The sequence below is a fragment of the Streptomyces coeruleorubidus genome (genome assembly GCF_028885415.1).
Classification (GTDB): domain Bacteria; phylum Actinomycetota; class Actinomycetes; order Streptomycetales; family Streptomycetaceae; genus Streptomyces; species Streptomyces coeruleorubidus_A.
Genome location: NZ_CP118527.1, coordinates 7,417,029 through 7,433,023, shown reverse-complemented (window position 1 = coordinate 7,433,023; position 15,995 = coordinate 7,417,029). Strand labels below are relative to the sequence as shown.

General features: G+C 72.0%; 11 protein-coding genes. 2 read left to right on the top strand and 9 right to left on the bottom strand.

The features are described from left to right. Positions 1-60 precede the first annotated feature (60 nt). The 5 genes from fxsT to PV963_RS34455 all read right to left on the bottom strand — a co-directional run bounded on the left by fxsT (position 61) and on the right by PV963_RS34455 (position 11,369). Positions 61-4,587 carry an FxSxx-COOH system tetratricopeptide repeat protein gene (gene fxsT, locus PV963_RS34475; RefSeq protein ID WP_274820375.1) on the bottom strand — a complete coding sequence of 1,509 codons (4,527 nt, stop codon included), beginning with the start codon at positions 4,585-4,587 and terminating at the stop codon, positions 61-63. After that, the gene (locus tag PV963_RS34470; RefSeq protein WP_274820374.1) at positions 4,587-5,678 is read right to left on the bottom strand and encodes an AAA family ATPase; all 1,092 of its coding nucleotides are present in this window, start codon (positions 5,676-5,678) and stop codon (positions 4,587-4,589) included. Before PV963_RS34470 ends, fxsT begins: the two co-directional genes overlap by 1 nt. Before the next feature lie 16 nt (positions 5,679-5,694). Continuing rightward, complete coding sequence (locus tag PV963_RS34465) at positions 5,695-7,212, bottom strand: effector-associated domain 2-containing protein (RefSeq protein WP_274820373.1); 1,518 nt, start codon at positions 7,210-7,212, stop codon at positions 5,695-5,697. Positions 7,213-7,368: 156 nt separating this feature from the next. Further along, entirely contained in the window at positions 7,369-9,909 is a 2,541-nt protein-coding gene (locus tag PV963_RS34460) for a polynucleotide kinase-phosphatase (protein ID WP_274820372.1), read from the bottom strand. Further along, positions 9,906-11,369, bottom strand: a complete 1,464-nt coding sequence (locus tag PV963_RS34455) for a 3' terminal RNA ribose 2'-O-methyltransferase Hen1 (protein ID WP_274820371.1) — start codon at positions 11,367-11,369, stop codon at positions 9,906-9,908. Before PV963_RS34455 ends, PV963_RS34460 begins: the two co-directional genes overlap by 4 nt. Positions 11,370-11,516: 147 nt before the next feature. Here PV963_RS34455 and PV963_RS34450 point away from each other — a divergent pair, with 147 nt between their 5' ends. Continuing rightward, the gene (locus PV963_RS34450; RefSeq protein WP_425540970.1) at positions 11,517-12,344 is read left to right on the top strand and encodes an SAM-dependent methyltransferase; all 828 of its coding nucleotides are present in this window, start codon (positions 11,517-11,519) and stop codon (positions 12,342-12,344) included. An 88-nt stretch (positions 12,345-12,432) separates the two neighbouring features. Here the strand turns inward: PV963_RS34450 and PV963_RS34445 are convergent, their stop codons facing one another. After that, positions 12,433-13,356 (bottom strand): LLM class F420-dependent oxidoreductase, encoded by a 924-nt coding sequence (locus tag PV963_RS34445; RefSeq protein WP_274820369.1) that lies wholly within the window; start codon positions 13,354-13,356, stop codon positions 12,433-12,435. A 238-nt stretch (positions 13,357-13,594) separates the two neighbouring features. Here PV963_RS34445 and PV963_RS34440 point away from each other — a divergent pair, with 238 nt between their 5' ends. Further along, the gene (locus PV963_RS34440; RefSeq protein WP_274820368.1) at positions 13,595-13,768 is read left to right on the top strand and encodes a hypothetical protein; all 174 of its coding nucleotides are present in this window, start codon (positions 13,595-13,597) and stop codon (positions 13,766-13,768) included. Positions 13,769-13,809: 41 nt separating this feature from the next. On the opposite strand, the gene PV963_RS34435 is transcribed toward PV963_RS34440, so the two are convergent. From PV963_RS34435 to PV963_RS34425, 3 genes are all read right to left on the bottom strand, one after another. After that, complete coding sequence (locus tag PV963_RS34435; protein ID WP_243379109.1) at positions 13,810-14,280, bottom strand: DUF6099 family protein; 471 nt, start codon at positions 14,278-14,280, stop codon at positions 13,810-13,812. A gap of 201 nt (positions 14,281-14,481) precedes the next feature. Next, positions 14,482-14,805: a nucleotide pyrophosphohydrolase gene (locus tag PV963_RS34430; RefSeq protein WP_086604551.1), complete on the bottom strand. Its 324-nt coding sequence runs from the start codon at positions 14,803-14,805 to the stop codon at positions 14,482-14,484. Beyond that, positions 14,802-15,980 carry an AAA family ATPase gene (locus PV963_RS34425; RefSeq protein WP_274820367.1) on the bottom strand — a complete coding sequence of 393 codons (1,179 nt, stop codon included), beginning with the start codon at positions 15,978-15,980 and terminating at the stop codon, positions 14,802-14,804. Before PV963_RS34425 ends, PV963_RS34430 begins: the two co-directional genes overlap by 4 nt. Positions 15,981-15,995 lie beyond the last annotated feature (15 nt).

The window sequence follows — 15,995 nt, the reverse complement described above, 5'->3', positions numbered from 1 at the left end:
ACGGAAGCGGCCCGCCGCCGGGAGGGTTCCCGGGCGGCGGGCCGTCGTTCGGCGCTCGCGTCACATGGGCATGGGAGCCAGGTCGCACTCGATGCGCCGGCGCTGGCGGGCGGCCTGGAGCCAGGGGTGGTCGTTGCGCAGCACTGCGGCGAAGCCCTCCACCGCCTTGCGCTGGAGCACGTCCGCCTCGTCACCCCGCCCGAGACCCCGCAGATCGAGGGCGAGGTTGGACGTGCAGGAGAGGGTGAGGGGGTGGTCCCCGCCCGCCACCTCGGTCAGCAGCGGCAGGTTGGCGGAGTCGATCTCGTGCGCCCGCTCGAAGTCGAGCCGAGCGTAGGCGGTGTTGGCCTGGCCGATGCCGACGGTGAGGGTGATGACGTGGTGCGCCCCGACCGTGTCGCTCAGCCGGCGCACCACGTCGTCCTCCAGCTCCTGCGCGGTGTCCAGGGAGCCCAGGGCCCGCTGGGTGGCGGCCAGGTTCGCACGGGTCACCAGGGTGTGCGCGTGGTCTCCGCCGAGGCGCCGCACCAGCCGGGCCACGGTGGACTCCGCGATCCGGAGCGAGCCTTCCAGGTCACCGGCCAGACGGCGGTCGACGCAGACGTTGGTCGCCGTGGTCAGCGAGTCGAGGTGCTCGTCGCCGTAGCGGGACTTGAAGTTGCGCAGGGTCTCCTCGGCGAGCTTGGCACCCTCGGAGAGGTCTCCGTCCCGGCGGCGGCAGACTCCGAGGTCACGGGCGATACGCAAGGTCAGGGGGTGCTTCTCACCGAGGGCGGTGAGCGCCCGGCGGTAGACGTCCTCCTGCCATTCGCGCGCCTTGGGGTACCGGCCCGCCTCCCGCATGTCGATGCCGACGCAGTGCAGGGTGTTGAGCGTGAAGAAGCTGGTCTCTCCGAACAGCATGTCACGCTGGCGGGCGGTTTCCTGGTCGAGCGGCAGCGCTTCCCTGAACTCCCCGCACAGTCTCAGGTCGACGCCCCAGCTGTGGCTGCCCCGCAGGGTGGCCGGGTCGTCGGGGCCGAAGAGCGACCGGGCCAGTTCGGTGGCCTCCTTGCCCAGATCCCGCGCCTCCTGGAAGCGGCCCTGGTACCGGCGGGCATCGGACATCTCGCACAGGGAGTCGATGAGTTCCTCCGGCTCGACCTGCACCCGGCGGGAGACCTCCAGCGCCTTTTCGGTGAGCGGGATCGACTCGGTGATCTGGCCCACCTGGCGCAGCAGGAAGGCGAAGCCCTTGGTCATCCGGATGACATAGATGTCGTCCTCGCCCGAGGCGGCGAGCCAGGCGCTCCACGCCTGCCGGCCGAAGGCAGCGGCGTTCTCGTGGTCGCCCCAGTAGTAGAGGAACCACATGGTGTCGTAGACCAGGTCACGCACATAGGGGTCCGTGCTGGTCACCGCCTGGGAGGCGAGAACGTGGGGCAGCAGCGCCTGGTAGTCGCGCCACTCCTGGGAGGATCCGAAGGGGCCGCGGTTGGCGGCGGACAGCAACTGATGGGCTGCGTCCCGCATCCTCTCGCGTTCCTCCTCGCTCAGTTTGGCGAGGAGCACGGTCTGGAGGAGGCGGTGCATCTGCAGGGTGCCCGCGCGCGGGTCGACCTTGATCAGGGAGAACTGGCTGAGGTCGCGGATGGCCCGGTTCAGTTTGATCGGCTCGCGCAGCATCGGGTCGATCTGCGGCGTGATGTTGACGCCTCGGCTGCTGCGCAGGATCGACCTCGGGATCGGCTCGGGGGCCATGCTGGCGCAGATGTCGAGAAGCTGACGGGCGCCCGGGTTGTTCTCCCTGATGCGCTCCAGGGAGATGTCCCAGGCGGCGGCGACCGAGACCGGGTAGTCGGGGCTCTGCTCGATCTCGAGGATCTCCGGGCTGCGCTGGGCGAGCAGGTCGAGGTACTCGTCGACCTCCATGCCGGTGACGCCGAGCCAGGCTCCCGCCTGCTCCACGGCGAGCGGCAGGTCGCCGAGCGCTTCGGCGAGCCGGTCGGCGTCCTCCCCGGGCAGGTCCTTGGCGCGCTTCTGGAGCAGTTCGATGGACTCGTCGCGCTCGAAGACGTTCACCGGCAGTGAGGTGGCCACCCGTTCCCAGCCCCGGTTCCGGGAGGTGACGATGACCTTGCCCGGCCCGTTGTGCGGGAAGTAGCCGCGCACCGCCTCGATGTCCTCGGCGTTGTCGAAGACCAGCAGCCAGTTGTCGTACGGCGTTCCGGTGCGCAGCGCCTCCAGTACGGCGGGCACGGCGGTGTTGGCCGCGGCGGCGCCCAGGCTGTCCTGGCCGGCCGGGGCGACACCCAGCTGGGAGGCGAGGGAGGACAGCGCGGCCAGGATGAGGCTCTCGCGCTCGGCCGGGATCCAGCAGATGATCCGGTAGTCGCGCTGATGGGTGTAGATGTACTCCAGCGCCAGCTGTGACTTGCCGACGCCACCGAGGCCGTGCAGGGCGTTGGGCAGCACGGCTGCGGTGTCCTGGGCGGCGAGCTGCTCCTCCACGGCCCTCAGCAGCGCCTGACGGCCGACGAACGAGGTGTTACGCATGGGGACGTTCACCAGTAGGGCCGGCGTTGCGGTCGTGGTGCTCTGCATGAGCGGCTCTGCCTCCGGGGTCTGTTGTCGCTGCGCGCCGGCCGTCTCAGACGGCGCGGATTCTCCAGTCGGATCGGGAATTCCCGAATCCGGGTTGATGCCCGCTGGGCTGGATGGAGTCGTTTCGCCCGGGTTATTCACCTGTGGGGGTGGCTGGGCGGACGCGCTGTTCTCCACCTGTTCGGCCGGGGCGGGCGGGTTCCTGGACAGGTTCGGTTCGATGCGCCTGGCCCGGTCGGAGTAGGGGCCCGACAGGGCGCGCATCACGGCCAGTTCGCTCCGCGCCCAGCCGCGTTCGGCGGGGTCGGGCAGCCTGGTCCGCAGCGGGTCGTGCAGGGCTGCACGCAGGGCGACGCCTCGCTCCCCCGCGGCGGGCAGCTCACCCACCACACTGACCGTGCGGGCGAGTTGGCTGCGCGTGGTGGTCGCCAGCAGGGCTTCCCGGACGCCCTCGGCGAACTCGGGGCGCCCCTCCCCTCCGCCCTCCCAGTCGATCAGCCCGCCCATGAGGATCTCGGCGAGGTGATCGGGACCTGTCTCCGGCATGACGCGTCGCCGTAACTGCTCGACGAGGTCGAAGTCGAAAGGGACGGCGGCGAGTTGGGTGGCGAGACGGCGGGCGGAGGGAGTGGCCAGACTGAAGAAACGCCGTACGGCGGCGGTGGCGGCGCGTGGGAGGCGCGGGGCGCGCAGACCCGGAGCGGGCGCGCCCTTGCTCAGGGTGCCTGCCAGCACCACGGGCAGCGAACGCCGGACGCCGCGCCCACCGGTGACCAGATCGGACCAGGCGGCGAGGGAAGCGGGTTTCAGGGAGAGCACCGGGACGGCGACGGAGCCGTCGCCCGCTTCGGGCAGGGGCCGCATCGGATCGGGGCCGCCGGGCGGCGCCCAGTGCCCGAGGCTGCCGTTGGGGGCTCCGAACCCGCCGGCCTCCAGGACGGCCGGGTACGGATAGAGCGAGGAGCGGTGGCGCAGGTGCGGCGGCAGCAGGTGGACGAGGGCGGTGGGGCCGGCGTGGGCGAGCCGGCCGAGGAGTTCGTCGGCGGCGGTGGCGGCCCAGCCGTGGGCGAGTCCGTCGGTGACGACGAGGAAGATCCGGCTGCCCCGGCCGTCCAGCAGTTCCGCGGGGTCGGCGACGGCCCGTCCCGTGGACCAGCGCAGAGTGGCGGTGCCGGTGCGCGGGACGGTGACGCGGAGCGAGCGCACACTGCGGAAGGCCCCGCTGTGCTCGGCGGCGCGGGCCAGGCGTGCGGCGCTCTCCTCCCAGATCCGCATCGTGGGCGCGTCGTCGAGCAGCAGCACCAGGTCGAAGGCGGAGACCCGGGCGGGCCGCAGAAACGGCATCCACAGCCCGTCGGCGAGGCCCTGCTCGGCGGTGGTCTCCTCGTCCAGTTCCAGGCTGTCGCGGGACGGGATGCGGCGGGCCAGATGGTGCAGGGCGCGTGCGAGCAGGGCCGTGAAGCGGCCGGGGCCGGAGAGGTCGGGTTCGGCCCGGGGCAGCAGCGGCGACCCGAGGTGCAGGGTGGAGCGGCCTTCGGGGTGAGGCAAGAAACGATCGGCGGCACGGAATCCGGTTCGGTCACCAGAGGGGATCGACTCGGCGGGGGCGCGGTCGGCGGGCGTCGCCTCGGGAGAAGCATTCTCCTCGCCGGCCGCCGTCGGACCGTCGAGCGCGTCGTCGGACACCGGTGACCGGGACTGCTGTTCGACCTCGGTGTCCTCCGGGCCCACGAGGGCCTCGGCGTGCGGGCCCGCGGCCTCCACCGCCGGTCCCGACGCCTCCTGAGCGGCGTCGCCGGGACCGCCGTACCGGCTCCGGTGGGCGGCGAGCCACACCGCGTCGGCGAACTCCTGCCAGCGCGGTACGAAGTGATCGGGAGCGGCCGGGACCCGGTCTTCGCGCTCGTTCGCGCGCGCGAGGGGGTCGGGGTACACCGAAGGAGGCGGCGACGATCCCGATACGGGATCCCCGTCGCCCAGTCCGGATGCGCGCTCCCGGGTCATCAGCGGCCCTTCGCGAGGTCGCGGAGCAGCAATTCGACGAGCTTACGCCCGTCACCGTCAGCCTGGAAACCACCCGCAGTAGTCATCTGGACAGCGTTGAGCAACTGGTCGAGGGAGTGGACACCGCCCGCCTGGACCCGCTGAACGAACAGGTCGACGAGGTCTTCGGTGCCTCGCGGCCGCAGGCCCAAGTGCCCTTCCACCATGGCCAGTAGTTGCTCCCGGGTGGGGGTGTGCATCTCCATCGGCAGACAGCGGCGACGGAAGGCGGCGGGGAATTCGCGCTCCCCGTTGCTGGTGATCACCACGACCGGGAACTCCCGGCACTCGACGCGTCCGTTCCGCACCACGGCCCGGCCTCCCGGGTCGCTGGTGTGCACGCTCGCCGCGTCCGCGGCGTCACGCACCAGCTCCGGAACCTCATAACTTCCATTCTCAAGAACGTGCAACAGGTCGTTCGGCAGGTCGATGTCGCTCTTGTCGAGCTCGTCGACGAGCAGCACCCGGGGCCGTTCGTAGGGCAGCAGGGCGGTACCCAGCGGTCCCAGTGTAATGAACTCGCCGATATCCGGCGCAAGTTGACGATCATTTGACGCGGTCGCGGGGTTGACGGCCTGTTCGCCTTCTTCGAACACCGGCTCCGCCCGTGCCGCGTCCCGCAGCCCTGCCTGCCAGGCGGCGATGGCCTGGGCCCTGCCCATGGCGTCGTGGACGTACAAGCCGTCGCGCAGGCTGGTACGACTCACGACGTTCCATTCGAGTACCCGGCCGAGCCCCAGCTCACGCGACATGAGGTACGCGAGCGTCGACTTGCCGACGCCGGGAGGGCCGGTGACCAGCAGCGGGCGGCGCAGCAGCAGGGCGGCGTTGACCGTCTCGATCTGCTCGTCGTCGAGCTGGGGCGTGAGGCCACCGGGCCCGAGGCGGCGCAGCGCGGCCTCGGCGTCGTCCGGGGGCGGGGCCTCGACGGGGCCTCCGCGGAACCTCCGCCAGGGCGGCGGGTCCGGCAGCGCGGGTGGGACGTCCTGCGGGCGCCCGGTGGCGTGGAAGACGCGCCAGTCGTCCGCGGCCGTCCGTTCCTGTGCGCTCATGCCGAAGCCTCCTAGCTCAGCTGGCGAGATCGTCTGGGTCGGTGATGTGCATGTCGACGACTCGAGTGGGGTCATCCCACATGAATCCGACATTTCGGGCAAGGTACTGGACCGCGTCCTCCGCGCCGCTCTCGGCGTTCAGACGCATGCGGTGAATGACGGAAGGAAGCTGCACGGGCATGGCGACGGCCGCGAAGACCGCGGTCACCACTTCGCGCCTCTCCTCTATGAACACACCCCTGCGGTCCCAGACCGCCAGTCCGATCCCCTCCGCGATCGCCGCTTTGAGTGCCTCCAGGGCCGGCGCCCCGGTCGGCGCGTCCATGAGCACTGCCGTACTCCGTGATTCCCCGGCGAGCGCGATCTGCCACGCGCGCAGCCGCCGGGCGTCCGCCTCTCTCCAGGCGTGCACCGTGATCCCATGCTGCCTGAGAGCCGCCCAACGCCGCTGCCACTGCTGCCGGACCACGGCGTTGTCCGTACGCATGCGTTCAAGGCTGCGTAGATGCACCCCGTACCGCAGACCGAGCGGAGTGGGCTCACCGTCGCCGATGGCGAACGTCAACCCCGCCACATCGTGGTTCAGCAGGTCGTATGGAAGTACGAACTCTATGTACGCAGGCGGTTCCTGAAGTCCGCTCGAGTCCGGTTCGCGGGGCACCAGCCAGAGTTGGGTGCCGCGCCGGAGCGCCTTGTCCACGGCTCGGCCGAGATCGTCGAGGGGGATCGTGTCCGGCTCACCGGGGCGTGGGTCCCAGCGGCCCGGGGTCGCGTTCGTCCAGGTCCGCACGGCCACGTCCGTGCTGCCGTCCCGGGCCGGTTCGACGGCGACGACGAGGGTGCGGGGGATGTCGGGCGACCACACCACCCCGGCGCGTCTCTCCCGGCGCTTCGCCAACTGCGCGGTCAGTCCCGCGCGCACGGCCCAGTCGTCCGCCCACGCGGTCAGCGCGAGGCGGTGTTCGACGGTCCGGGCGAGACGGGCCGCGTGGTCGAGGAGGAGGACGACCGGCGGCAGGCCGTCCTCCTGCGCGTTCCATTCGAGAAGGTGCGAGAAGAGCTGCTCGGGGGTGAGCCCGTCGGGGAGGTCGAGACCGACGAGTTCCTCCGCCAGCCCGTCCCGTAAGCGTGCGGCGGGCAGGTCTCCGCGGCTGAGCGCGACGCGGGCGCTCTTCTCGTCCTCCTTGGTCAGCGGTCCGGCCAGGGCGGGGGCAGGGGCGATCAGCCGCGCGAGTTCGTCCCCGGCCGGGGCGCCTTCGAGGATGCGGACCACCCCGACAAGTACGTGTTCCCCGCCCGCCACGCTCAGCGCGGCGGTCACCAGACTCACCACGTCCTCACGGAGCCTCACGCCGCGTATGTCCACCGGCCTGCGGAGCTGGCCCGCCAGCAGCCCGGCGAACTGCACCCGGCTCGGCGCGTCCTCGACGCAGCCCAGCTCGCAGAGGAGGTCGGTGAGCTGAAACAGCAGCTCGAAGTCCGGCTGCCGTCCGGATTCGCCGCCGGACTCGCCGAACACCGCACCTGTCTGCACCGACTTTCCCCCTGAGTCGGTTCACCTGCCTGACCGACCAGCGAAGTTAGCACGGCAACCAGCGGTTAACCAGGGACGAATGGGACCCGAAGGACGACGTCCGGCCAGGATCACCCCAGGGGGGACAAGCCTGGCCGGAACTGAGCGGCATCCGGCTCACAGCCTCGGATCGACCGGCTCCGACTCCAGCGCCAGCACCCCGAACACCGCCTCGTGCACCCGCCACAGCGGCTCGCCCCCGGCCAGCCGGTCCAGGGCCTCCAGACCGAGCGCGTACTCGCGGATCGCCAGGGAGCGCTTGTGGTTGAGGAACCGCGAGCGCAGGCGGGCCAGGTTCTCCGGGCGGGTGTACTCGGGGCCGTAGATGATCCGCAGGTACTCGCGGCCGCGGCACTTGATGCCGGGCTGCACCAGGCGGCCCTGCGTGTCGCGGACGAGTGCGCCGACCGGCTTGACGACCATGCCCTCGCCGCCGCGGCCGGTCATCTCCAGCCACCAGTCGACACCGGCCTGGACCGACTCCGCCTCGCCCGTGTCGACGTACAGCCGCCGGGTGGTCTGGAGCAGGCCGCTGCCGTCGTGCTCGACGAGCCGGTCGAGCAGGGTGAGCTGCTCGTCGTGCGGCAGTCCGGCGAGGCTGCGGCCCTGGACCGCGAGGATCTGGAACGGTGCCAGGCGGACGCCGTCCAGGCCGTCCGTGGTCCAGCAGTAGCGGCGGTACGCCTCGGTGAACGCGGCGGCGTCGGCGGACCGTTCGCGGGTGCGGGACAGCAGTCCGGTCACGTCGACGCCCCGCGCCGCCGCGCCCCGCAGCGCGGCCAGCGCGCCCGGGAACACCGCGCCGGACGCGGCACCCACGGCGGCGTACTGCGACCGCAGCAGCCCGGACGCCTTCAGCGACCAGGGCATCAGCTCGGCGTCGAGCAGCAGCCAGTCCGTCTCCAGGTGGTCCCACAGGCCGGCCTCGCCGGTCGCCGTGCGCAGCCGGTCGAGGATCTCCTCGGTGAGTGAGGCGTCGTCCAGGAACGGGCGGCCGGTGCGGGTGTAGAGGGAGCCGGTCGGCCCGTCCACCCCGAAGCGCTTGCGGGCCGCCTCCGCGTCCCGGCACACCAGGGCCACCGCACGCGAGCCCATGTGCTTCTCCTCGCACACGACCCGCGCGACGCCGTCCTGCGCGTACTGCGCGAAGGCCTCGGCCGGGTGCTCCAGGTAGCCGTCGACATGCGAGGTCGCGGTCGGGGCCATCGTCGGCGGGAGGTACGGCAGCAGCCGCGGGTCCACCGCGAAACGGCTCATGACCTCCAGGGCCGCCGCCGCGTTCTCCTCACGGATCGAGACGCGGCCCTGGTGGCGGGTCTCCACGACCCGGCGGCCGTGCACGTCCGCCAGGTCCAGCGGGCGACCGTCCTGCCCGCCGGGGGCCTCGGTGCGCAGCGGCCTCGCCGGCTCGTACCAGACCCGCTCGGCCGGTACGTCGACCAGCTCTCGCTCCGGCCAGCGCAGCGCGGTGAGCTTGCCGCCGAAGACGGCGCCGGTGTCCAGGCAGATGGTGTTGTTGAGCCAGGTGGCCTCCGGAACCGGGGTGTGGCCGTAGACGACGGCCGCCCGGCCCCGGTAGTCCTCCGCCCACGGGTAGCGCACCGGCAGGCCGAACTCGTCGGTCTCCCCGGTCGTGTCGCCGTACAGGGCGTGGCTGCGGACCCGGCCGGAGGTGCGGCCGTGGTACCTCTCGGGCAGCCCGGCGTGGCAGACGACCAGCCGGCCGCCGTCGAGGACGTAGTGGCTGACGAGGCCGTCGATGAACTCCCGTACCTCGGCGGTGAACTCCTCGCTCTCGCCCGCCATCTGCTCGATGGTCTCGGCGAGGCCGTGGGTGTGCTGGACCTTGCGGCCGCGCAGGTACCGGCCGTACTTGTTCTCGTGGTTGCCGGGCACGCACAGGGCGTTGCCGGACTTCACCATCGCCATCACGCGGCGCAGCACGCCCGGGCTGTCGGGGCCGCGGTCGACCAGGTCGCCGACGAAGACGGCGGTCCGGCCCTCGGGGTGGACGCCGTCCGTGTAGCCCAACTTGTCGAGCAGCGACTCCAGTTCGGCGGAGCAGCCGTGGATGTCGCCGATGATGTCGAAGGGGCCGGTGAGGTGGGTCAGGTCGTTGAAGCGTTTCTCGGTGACGACGGTGGCATGCTCGACGTCCCGCACACCGCGCAGGACGTGCACCTTGCGGAAGCCCTCGCGCTCCAGGTGCCTGAGGGAGCGGCGGAGTTCGCGGGTGTGGCGGTGGATGACCCGGCGGGGCATGTCCGCGCGGTCGGTGCGGGCCGCGTTGCGCTCGGCGCACACGTCCTCGGGCACGTCGAGCACGATGGCTATCGGCAGCACGTCGTACTGCCTGGCCAGCTCGACCAGCTGACGGCGCGCCTCGGGCTGCACGCTGGTCGCGTCCACGACGGTGCGGCGGCCCGCGGCGAGGCGCTTGCCCGCGATGTAGTGCAGGACGTCGAAGGCGTCCTTGGTGGCGCTCTGGTCGTTCTCGTCGTCCGAGACGAGACCGCGGCAGAAGTCGGACGAGATGATCTCGGTCTGCTTGAAGTGCCTGCGGGCGAACGTGGACTTGCCGGAGCCGGAGGCGCCGACGAGCACCACCAGGGAGAGGTCGGTGACGGGCAGGACGCGCCCCTTGCGTACGTCGGTCATGCCGCCTTCGCCTCCTTCGGGGTGGTCAGTGTGAACACGGCCATCTGGGTGGGCGGTCCCACCTCCGGGTCGTCGGGGCCGACGGGCACGAACTCGGTGCCGTATCCGTACCGTTCGGCCACCGCCTCCGCCCAGGCGCGGAACTGCGCGCGAGTCCACTCGAAGCGGTGGTCGCCGTGCCGGACGTGGCCGGCCGGGAGGCTCTCCCAGCGCACGTTGTACTCGACGTTCGGGGTCGTCACGAGGACGGTCCTCGGGCGTGCGGCGCCGAACACGGTGTACTCCAGGGCGGGCAGCCGGGGCAGGTCGAGGTGCTCGATCACCTCGCTGAGCACGGCGGCGTCGTATCCCTTGAGCCGGTGGTCGGTGTAGGCGAGCGAGCCCTGGAGGAGCTTGACGCGCGCGGCCTGCCGCTCCCCCATGCGGTCCAGCTTCAGCCGGCGGGAGGCGATGGTGAGCGCGCGCATCGACACGTCCAGGCCCACGATCTCCGTGAACGCCGGGTCCTTGAGCAGTGTCTGCACCAACTGGCCCTGCCCGCAGCCGAGATCGAGCACCCGGGCGGCCCCGGACGCCTTGAGCGCGGCGGTGATCGCCTCCCGGCGCTGCACGGCCAGCGGGGTCGGCCGCTCCTCGGTCTCGGTCTCCGCCTCGACCGCGTTGTCGATCTCCTCGACCTCGCTGTCGTCCGCCTCCGCCAGCCGCACCAGCTCCAGCCGCTCCGTCGCCTGCCGGGTCAGCGACCAGCGGCGCGAGAGGTAGCGGCTGGTGATCAGCTGCTGCTCCGGGTGGCCGGGCAGCCAGCCCTCACCGGCGCGCAGCAGCTTGTCGACCTCGTCGGAGGAGACCCAGTAGTGCTTGGCGTCGTCCAGGACCGGGAGCAGGACGTAGAGATGGCGCAGGGCCTCGGCGAGGGTGCGGTCCGCGGACTCCAGTTCGAGCCGGACGTAGCGCGAGTCGCCCCACTGCGGGAACTCGGTGTCCAGCGGCACGGGCTCGGCCGTGACCGTCCAGCCCAGCGGCTCGAAGAGCCGTCGTACGAGCCCGGGGCCGCCATGGGCAGGCAGCGCGGGCACCTCGATGCGCAGCGGCCGGGCTGCGGCGGGCAGTTCGGGCCGGGCGTTGCAGACGCCCTTCATCGCGCTGGAGAACACGCCGCTCAGCGCCACGGCGAGGAGGGAGGAGGCGGCGTACGGGCGGTCGTTGACGTACTGCGCGAGTGCCGCGTCCGGGGCGCCGCCCCGGCCCTTGCCCTTGCCCCGCCGGACCAACGCCACCGCGTCGACCTCCAGCAGCAGCGCCGCCGTGCAGCGCTCGGCGTCCGCCTCGGGGTAGAGGACGTGGGCCGTGCCGTAGGACGTGGAGAACGCCTGCGCCTTCTCGGGATGCTTGTGCAGCAGGAAGCCGAGATCGGTGGCGGGGCGCTCCGGTGTGCCGGTGGTCGTGATGGTCAGAAACACGGTGGGTCGACCTTTGATCAGTGGTCTGAACTGCGGATACGCCCCACCGTACAGAGCCCGCACCGGCGGCACCCTGGAATTTTCGCTAGCCTCACGATCGACCGGGCGTTCGAGGGGAATTCAGGACGAGCGCCCACGCACGCGGAGATGCGGAGGCCTCACGTGACAGACGCCGGGACCAGCGGGGGACAGATCGACACCGGCAAACCCCACTCGGCACGCATGTACGACTACTACCTCGGCGGGAAGGACAACTACCCGGTCGACGCGGAGGCGGCCGAGCAGGTGATATCCCTCTTCCCCGCCGCCAGGGAGATGGCGCGGACCAACCGCCTGTTCATGCACCGTGCCTCCCGGCTGCTGGCCGAGCGGGGTGTCCGGCAGTTCCTCGACATCGGAACCGGCATTCCGACCGAGCCGAACCTCCACCAGATCGTCCAGGGGGTCCTCCCGCAGGCCCGGGTGGTGTACGCGGACAACGATCCGATCGTCCTCCGGCACGCCCAGGCCCTGCTGCACAGCGCGCCGGAAGGCAAGACCGCCTACGTCCACGGCGACGTGCGGGAACCCGGGAAGATCATCGCGGCGGCACGGGAGACGCTCGACTTCACCCAGCCCATCGCGCTGTCCCTCGTGGCCCTGCTGCACCTGGTGGACGACGAGGACGAGCCCCGCCGGATCGTCCGCGAGCTGCTCGAACCCCTGCCGTCCGGAAGCTACTTGACGCTTTCCCACGCGACGGGCGACTTCGACCCGGAGACCTGGGAGCGGGTCGTCGAGGTGTACCGCAAGGGCGGGACGGCGGCGCAGGTGCGCAGCCGCGACGAGTTCTCGGCGTTCTTCACGGGCCTTGAACTGGTGGAGCCGGGGGTGGTGCCGGCCGCCCGGTGGCATCCCGAGCTCGGTGAACAGCGCGAAGGCGACGACGGGGGCGAAGAGATGCCCCTCTACGCGGGGGTCGGCCGCAAGCCGTGACGGACGGCGGGGGCCCGTGACGGACGACTGACCGGCGGATCGCGCTCCGCACCCGATCCACCGGGCAGCCGTCCTTGCCGTACCGGCTTTACGACAGCTGGGACTGCACCTGCGAGGAGATCAGCTCCAGGTGGTCGAGGTCGTCCAGGTCGAGGATCTGGAGGTAGACGCGGCTCGCGCCGGCCTCGGCGTAGCGGCCGATCTTGTCGACGACCTCGGCCGGGGAGCCCGCCAGGCCGTTGAGCTTCAGTTCGTCGGGCTGGCGGCCGATCGCGGCGGCCCGGCGGGCGACCTCCTGGTCGTCCCGGCCGACGCAGACGACGAGGGCGTTGGAGTAGGTCAGGTCGTCACCGCTGCGGCCGGCCTCCTCGGCGGCGGCGCGGACCCGGCCGAACTGGCGCTCGCTGTCCTCGATCGAGGCGAAGGGGATGTTGAACTCGTCGGCGTACTTCGCGGCCAGCCGCGGCGTGCGGGTGGCGCCGTGGCCGCCGACGAGCACGGGGATCTTCTGCTGTGCGGGCTTGGGCAGCGCGGGAGAGTCCGTGAGGTCGTAGTAGGTGCCGTGAAAGTCGAAGGTCTTGCCGAGATCCGTCGACCACAGGCCGGTGACGATCTCCAGCTGTTCCTCGAGGCGGGCGAACTTCTCCTTGGGGAACGGGATGCCGTAGGCCTTGTGCTCCTCCTCGAACCAGCCGGTGCCGAGGCCGAGTTCGACCCGGCCGCCGGACATCTGGTCGACCTGCGCGACCTGGATGGCGAGCACGCCGGGGAGCCGGAAGGTGCCGGCGGTCATCAAAGTGCCGAGCCGGATGCGCTTGGTCTCGCGGGCGAGTCCGGCCAGCGTGATCCAGGCGTCGGTGGGGCCGGGCAGGCCGTCCACGGAGCCCATGCGGAGGTAGTGGTCGGAACGGAAAAATGCGTCGAAGCCGAGCTCTTCCGTGGCCTTGGCCACGGCGAGCAGAGTGTCGTAGGTGGCCCCCTGCTGGGGCTCGGTGAAGATGCGAAGATCCATGTTTCCATCCTGCACGCCGGGGCGCGGGACGACGAGATCGGACCCCCGTCCCACGCGGTCCCCGGTCGGGTGAAATTACGTCCATACCGCGGGTCCCGCGTGACCGGGCCAGTGACCGGCCCCGTTGGTGATCGTTGGCTCGGGCGGAGCCGGAGCCCCCGGCTTCCGCACCGGCCGGTGAGCGCCGGGGCGTCACCCGCGTCGGCCTCCCCGGGGGCCATGGGCCGAGGAGGCCGTCATGTCCGAAGAGACCGTGCCGCAGCAGGGCGGGACCGGGCAGCCGAAAGGGCTGTTGCAGCAGATGGAGGAGCTGATGGCGGCGTTGAACGCGGACCTGTCGGCACTGGACGCGGATCTTCAGGCGTCGGGGGACGCCGACCGGAGGTCGGGCAAGGGGGAGCAGGTCGGCTGAGGTCCGCTCCGGGGGCGGGCCCGGGCGGCCTTCGGCAGCCGCTACCCCGCCTCCCTCTCCGGTAACGCCTGTTCCCGGTCCGCGAGTCTGCGGAGCATTTCCAGGACGCGGTCGCGGGACTCGTCCGCCGCGTCGATGGCCTCCATACACTGCCAGTACGTGCCCTCGTCGTCCGCGGCGCAGGCGAGGCCCACGAGCGCTATGCCGACCTCTCCGAGGAGACCGCCGAGGCACATCAGGGTGTGGCGGGCGTCGCCCAGCTCGGTGAGCTGGCCCGCCCGCAGCTCACCGGGGGCCAGTTCGGGCGGGTCGAGGACACCGCAGCCGCGGCCCGCGAGCTCCGTCAACCCCAGTGCCTCGCCGCGCAGTTCGGGCGGGCCCGCGACCGCGAGACGACTTCCTATCGCCTGCGCGAGGGCCTGCGCCTGCCACACTTCGGCCAGGATCCCCGGCACGTCGCCGCCCGCGGCCAGGGACCGCCTGCTCGTCACGATGAGCCGCACCGCGTCCATGCGCTGCCCCCGTCCTGTCCCGACGCGCTCCGCGCGTCCGTCCGCCCGAACTCCCTTGTTCACTACCCAGAGTGAAGGGGCGTGAGACGAAAAGCCAGAGGAAGACGGAAATCTGCGGACAACAATTCGGATTCGGGCCGCGTTTTGATTACGCAGAGTACAAGTGGACTTGGCGACTCCCTGAAGTCGGCTGCCCGGCTCCTAGATCGGGAACCTCCGCTCGTTCCGGTCGATCTTCGCGTCCAGCGCCGCCAGCGGGTCGATGCCGAGCACCTCGCACAGCTGGAGCAGATACGCGAGCACGTCGGCGACCTCGTCGGTGACCCGGTGCGCGGTGTCCGGATCGGCCATGACGCGGGCCGACTCCTCGGGCGTCAACCACTGGAAGATCTCGACCAGTTCGGACGCCTCCACGCTGAGCGCGGCGGCCAGGTTCTTGGGGGTGTGGTACGGCTGCCAGTTGCGCGCGGCCGCGAACTCGGCCAGCCGGCGTTGCAGTTTCGCCACGTCGAGAGGTTCTGTCACGGCTTCAGGTGTACCACCCCGACCCCGTCGGTCCCGGCGGCCCACGACGCGTCGCTCACCGCGCCGACCAGCCGGATATGGCCGCGCTCGCACATCCGGGCCGCGAGCCGCAGCAGTTCGCCCCGCTGGCCGGGGTCGAGTCCCCGGTCGAGGCCGTCGGCGAGCACGGTGAGGGTCTGCAGGGCGGCGGGCACCTCGCCGGCCGGGTCGACCTCCAGCACGCCGGGTCCGGTGAGCAGCACCAATGCGAGCGCGACGTACCTCAACTCCCCGTCGCCCAGCCGGCCGAACTCCGTCCGGATGCCGTCGCCCCGGTCGAGCACCGCCCGCACCGTCCCGCCGGCCGACGGGACGGCCAGCACGTCCGCCACCGGCCCGGCGCAGCCGGCGCGCACCGCCGCGACGAACTGCGTGTGCCGCCGTGCGCACTCGGCGCGGGTGCGCCACAGGACGTCGGCGAGGTTGCCGCAGCCGCCGAACAGCCGCCCGGAGCCGGCCGGTACGGGGCCGCGCATCCGGCTGGGGTCGGGGTCGCAGGCGAAGACGGAGCGCAGGGCTACGACCATCTGCTCGGCGGCGGCCAGCACCCTGCGCTGCCCGGGCGTCGTGCCGGCCACGCGCAGCGGCAGCAGGGCGGTGCCGAGCCGGTCGTCCGGCAGCGGGCCATGGGGCACCGGTGTCGGCCCGGCCGTGTGCCAGGCGGCCTGCACGGCGCGCTTGCCGGGGTCGCGCAGGGCGGTCTCCAGCAGAACCAGTCCGCCGGCCGTCAACCGCTCGCCCACGACGCGCAGGTGCGGCTCGGCCTGCACGGCGACATCGAGCCGGACCGGGCCGGCGGGCCCGTCGGCCGTGCAGCCGATACGGAAGCCGCGGCGGCGCTGCGCGTCGGGCCGGGCCCGCTCCGGGACACAGGCGACGGGGTCCGGGAACGCCTCGCCGAGCGCGGCGCCTGCCCCGAGCCGGGCGAGCGCCTCGTAGGCCCGCAGCGCGCTGGACTTGCCGCAGCCGCTGGGACCGGCGAGGAGGGTGAGCGGCCCGAGCGGGAGTGCGGCGCGGCGGTGGCCGGTGAAGGCGGACAGCCGCAGCTCGGTGATGCGCGGCCGCTCGGGGTGCGCGGCGCCGCCCGCCGGAGGGCCGGGCGGCACGAGGGAGGTCGGAGCGGGGGGCTGGGTCATATCCGGACCGTAGGA

Excerpts from the sequence above, each read along its gene's own strand:
- PV963_RS34460 (WP_274820372.1), bottom strand. The coding sequence starts at position 9,909 with ATGACCGACGTACGCAAGGGGCGCGTCCTGCCCGTCACCGACCTCTCC.
- PV963_RS34470 (WP_274820374.1), bottom strand. The coding sequence starts at position 5,678 with ATGAGCGCACAGGAACGGACGGCCGCGGACGACTGGCGCGTCTTCCAC.
- PV963_RS34450 (WP_425540970.1), top strand. The coding sequence starts at position 11,517 with ATGCGGAGGCCTCACGTGACAGACGCCGGGACCAGCGGGGGACAGATC.
- fxsT (WP_274820375.1), bottom strand. The coding sequence starts at position 4,587 with ATGACCCGGGAGCGCGCATCCGGACTGGGCGACGGGGATCCCGTATCG.
- PV963_RS34435 (WP_243379109.1), bottom strand. The coding sequence starts at position 14,280 with ATGGACGCGGTGCGGCTCATCGTGACGAGCAGGCGGTCCCTGGCCGCG.
- PV963_RS34445 (WP_274820369.1), bottom strand. The coding sequence starts at position 13,356 with ATGGATCTTCGCATCTTCACCGAGCCCCAGCAGGGGGCCACCTACGAC.
- PV963_RS34440 (WP_274820368.1), top strand. The coding sequence starts at position 13,595 with ATGTCCGAAGAGACCGTGCCGCAGCAGGGCGGGACCGGGCAGCCGAAA.
- PV963_RS34425 (WP_274820367.1), bottom strand. The coding sequence starts at position 15,980 with ATGACCCAGCCCCCCGCTCCGACCTCCCTCGTGCCGCCCGGCCCTCCG.